This window comes from Collinsella aerofaciens, assembly GCF_015552075.1.
In the GTDB taxonomy this organism is placed as follows: Bacteria; Actinomycetota; Coriobacteriia; order Coriobacteriales; family Coriobacteriaceae; genus Collinsella; species Collinsella aerofaciens_Y.
The window spans coordinates 1-3,747 of sequence record NZ_JADNDZ010000125.1 but is presented as its reverse complement, the minus strand read 5'-3'; the positions used below and the strand labels follow the sequence as shown (position 1 = coordinate 3,747).

The window sequence follows — 3,747 nt, the reverse complement described above, 5'->3', positions numbered from 1 at the left end:
AAGAGAAGAGGCGGGGCATGCCCCGCCTCTTACACCACATCTCTGCGCGCTACCTATTACTTATCGTTAAAGAGCCAAAATGATCTCAAACATATGTGACTAACTTGGCAACAGTACTCATATTTGGCATTTTTTGACCACGGGGTATCTAACCAACCCCCTAAACAGCCTCCAAACGCCTATTTTACCGCGCGCTCAGCCGCCTCGATCACGTGCTTGGCGAGAATTGCTGTCGTCACGGCGCCCACGCCACCCGGCACGGGGGTGATTGCGCCAACAACCGGCTCCGCGGCATCAAAATCGACGTCGCCGACCAGCTTGCCAGCGGCTTCGTCCCAATTAATGCCAACATCGATAATCGCCTGGTCCTCGCGGACCGCATCTGCGCCAATCGTGCGCGCGCGTCCAACGGCGGCAACCACAATGTCGGCAGCACAGCACTCGGCGGCAAGATCGCGCGTATGCGTATGGCACGTCGTCACGGTTGCGTTGCGCGCCGTAAGCATGGCGGCAACGGGGCGGCCAATTACCAGTGAGCGTCCGACCACGGCAACTTTGGCGCCGTCCAGCTCAACGCCGTAATGATCCAGCAAAGCAAGCACGGCTTCAGCTGTGCAGGGGGCAAAACCCTCGCCGCGCCCCGAAAGCGTGGTGAGCAGCGAAGCCGGCGTCATGGAGTCAACGTCCTTGGAGGGATCGAGCGCTGCGGCGACGGCGTTCTCGTCAAGGCCGGCGGGCAGCGGGCGAAACATCAGACAGCCATGAACAGCCGAGTCGGCATTGATGTCCTCGATGGCCGTCAACAGCTCGTCTTGCGAAACACCGGCAGGAAGCAACACGCGACGCGCCTCGATGCCAACCTTTTCGCAGCGTTTAAGGGCGCCGCGCTCGTAGGATAGGTCGTTCTCGCGTTCACCCACACGCACGATAGCAAGCGTCGGAACAACACCGCGTTCGCGCAGCGCAGCGCAGCGGGCAGCGAGCTCCTCAGTCAAAGCGCGGGCGACGGGAGCACCCTTCAGTAGCTCAGCCATGGCTATCCCCTCTTTCTTGCAGCGTCGGAGGCGCGGCGCGCCAGCGCATCGGCGCGCGGCAACCATGTGTCGAGCAACTCATCACACGCCGTCTCGAGCTCCTCGGCGCGTGCACGATCCTTCATAGACGTGGTGTTCGCAAAGAGCGTCAAGCTCGCGCCCTGCATGGCGGCGCGGCAGAATACGGCGCCGCACGCCACATCGGACAGCAGCTGACGCGAACCCTTGTCGGCCATGTCCTCGAGCAGCGCCAGTGCGCGCCCGCAGGCATCCATAATGCGATACGGCGGCATAGCGGCCACATGCAGCGCATCCTGAATCGCAGCCGGTCGGGCCGGGTCCTCACGCGGAATACCGTACGCAGCGGACACCTGGCCGTACGCACGAACGTCCTCGGCGACCAGACCCACAAGCTCCTGCGCCAACTCGTCTGCCTGGGCAAACGCACGCGTCAGGTCATCCGCACGATCAGCAAGCGCGGGATTGGTCGCACCGTAGCGGGCAACCATTCCGCACAGCGAGGCGCCCAGCGCGCCCACAAAAGCGCTCGCGCTGCCACCACCGGGAACTGGCTCGCGCGCGGCCAGCGCCTCGGCAAAACCGCGACAGGTTTTATCCATCATCTCTTGGCTCATACGCACACGCACCTTCAAGTCATATATATCGGTCGGGCGGCCGACGCCGGCCGACCGCATCGATCACGTAATGGTGCTAAGTCTAGCCCATAAGTACGCGAGCGTCAGCGCACCTGGCCATCGCGGATTTCTATGGCACACGATAGGCCATGCCAACGCAAACATGGGACACATGGCCCACCTTTCGAGACTCCCGAGCAGCACAAGCTGGGGCATATCTATAAGTAAGGAACCCGTTGGGGAACGACCGCGCAACGGCCACAAGCGATGAACGGAGGCATAAGTCGCACAGTACACAGAGACATCCGCCGCCAGCGCAATCAGTACCCCAACAGCATGCGGCGCCGTGATGTCATCAGCAGACAAGGAGGACGCCACCATGATGAAAAAGACCCTATCAATCCTTTCCCTTTGCATCGCCCTCTTTGCCGCGCTCGCCCTTGTGGGCTGCGGCGGGAGCGCATCGGGCGGCGGCAGCGCCCCCAAGAGCGAGAGCAAGGAAAAGGCCCCCGTCGCCAAGAAGACCGACTACATCTGGTTTAAGGTCGAGATGCCCGAGGGCGTCGGCGTAAGCGACTCTGCCGGCAAGAATGCCGACAGGGTCCAGCTCACCTTCCCCGAAGACGAGAACGCCTCGGCCGATCGCTTTATCCCCGTTTGGAAAAAAGCGCTGACGGCCGAGGAATCCCACGCCGACCAGGCGGAAAAGAAGGGGGATACGTTCCAGTGGAAGGATGGCGGGTCCGTCGAGTATAACGGCAGGACGTGGCTCGTCGGAACATACGAGGACAACAGCGGCATCTCAACCATGCTTTTTACCGATGTTGAGCCGGGAAGTGTCTACGTCCTCATCTCGAACTTCGACCAGCACAAGAAAGAAGCCGAGGCACTCCTCAACTCCATCGAGTTCCCCGATGACATGGAAGAGGCAGTTTCCGAGGCACGCGAAGTCGAGATTTCGAGCATCGAGATCAAGTAACGGGACACCCGCACGCGCCTACGCGCACCCGCGCACATGCGCCCCATTAAAACAACGGGCGCCCAACCCGGGGAGGGCCGACAGCACCGGCCCTCCCCTCTTTTGGACCCGTGCATATTGCCACTTAACGGCGCAAATCCGGCCCTCAGAATGGGACACATGGCCCACCCTAGCGAGCCGTCCACGCGTACAGTAAAGACAGGTAATCCATGGGCGGTTACAGATCGAGGAGGACACGACCATGAAAAAGAAGGCCTTTGCGATTCTCACCCTCTGCATCAGTCTCTTTGCCGCAGTTGCCCTGGTGGGCTGCGGTGGCAGCGGCGACGCTACCGGAAGTGGCGGTGGCGGCGGGGCAGAAAAGCCAGCCGTGGATATGAGGACCGACTTCATTTGGTTTAAGGTCGAGGTTCCCGAGGGCGTCGAGATTACCGACGTTGCCGGCGACACCGCCGACAGGGCCCAGTTTAAGTTCACCGAGAGCGAGCACGCCAGTGATCGCTTCATCCCCGTCTTCGACTCTGACAAGAACGCCGACGAGCTGTTCGACTACGAGGCAAAGTGGAATGCCAGCTTTGAGTGGACCGAGAATGACCCCGTCAAGTACAACGGCAAGACCTGGCGCAACGCTTCCTACACACACTCGGGCGGCGTGACGACCGAGTACTTCACCGACGTTGACGGTGGCAGCGTGTATGTGCGCATCGACAACGTCGAGGAGCACAAGGACGCCGTCGAGACCATGATGAAGTCTCTGGAATTTGCCGACGACATCGCCGAGGCCAAGACCGAGGCCATGGACGTCAAGCTCGACGATATCGAGATCAAGCGCTAAGTAACTGGCGAGCGCAGCGGGAAACACGGGCGCAGTGCTAACAAGCGGCGGTACCCCAGCGCTTCGTACCCAGGGAGGGCCGGTAAACCGACCCTCCCTTTCTTATGCCGGTAGCCAACGAACGCGAGGATGCCGGACGCCGGAACCGCTCCAAATGTAGCAACAGTACGAAAACGACAAACACCCCAACACGTCCGCCCGCCGATTTATGGTTGATTTTCAATCTCAACGCAACAGCTTGAACGGACCCCGCGTTTCCGCAGC

General features: G+C 61.0%; 4 protein-coding genes. 2 read left to right on the top strand and 2 right to left on the bottom strand.

Annotated elements, in window-relative coordinates; translation table 11 throughout:
• Positions 1-179: 179 nt before the first annotated feature.
• Both I2D41_RS09835 and I2D41_RS09830 read right to left on the bottom strand, forming a co-directional pair.
• Entirely contained in the window at positions 180-1,034 is an 855-nt protein-coding gene (locus tag I2D41_RS09835; RefSeq protein WP_195364368.1) for a bifunctional 5,10-methylenetetrahydrofolate dehydrogenase/5,10-methenyltetrahydrofolate cyclohydrolase, read from the bottom strand.
• Positions 1,035-1,036: 2 nt separating this feature from the next.
• The gene (locus I2D41_RS09830) at positions 1,037-1,669 is read right to left on the bottom strand and encodes a cyclodeaminase/cyclohydrolase family protein (protein ID WP_161159940.1); all 633 of its coding nucleotides are present in this window, start codon (positions 1,667-1,669) and stop codon (positions 1,037-1,039) included.
• A 379-nt stretch (positions 1,670-2,048) separates the two neighbouring features.
• Here I2D41_RS09830 and I2D41_RS09825 point away from each other — a divergent pair, with 379 nt between their 5' ends.
• Positions 2,049-2,648, top strand: a complete 600-nt coding sequence (locus I2D41_RS09825) for a hypothetical protein (RefSeq protein ID WP_138112912.1) — start codon at positions 2,049-2,051, stop codon at positions 2,646-2,648.
• Between the two features lie 241 nt (positions 2,649-2,889).
• A complete protein-coding gene (locus I2D41_RS09820) occupies positions 2,890-3,483 on the top strand; it encodes a hypothetical protein (RefSeq protein WP_055310220.1) in 594 nt (197 codons plus the stop codon).
• Positions 3,484-3,747 lie beyond the last annotated feature (264 nt).

What these genes read in the sequence shown, in the direction of transcription:
- I2D41_RS09835 (WP_195364368.1), bottom strand. Translation starts at nt 1,034, where the DNA reads ATGGCTGAGCTACTGAAGGGTGCTCCCGTCGCCCGCGCTTTGACTGAG.
- I2D41_RS09830 (WP_161159940.1), bottom strand. Translation starts at nt 1,669, where the DNA reads ATGAGCCAAGAGATGATGGATAAAACCTGTCGCGGTTTTGCCGAGGCG.
- I2D41_RS09825 (WP_138112912.1), top strand. Translation starts at nt 2,049, where the DNA reads ATGATGAAAAAGACCCTATCAATCCTTTCCCTTTGCATCGCCCTCTTT.
- I2D41_RS09820 (WP_055310220.1), top strand. Translation starts at nt 2,890, where the DNA reads ATGAAAAAGAAGGCCTTTGCGATTCTCACCCTCTGCATCAGTCTCTTT.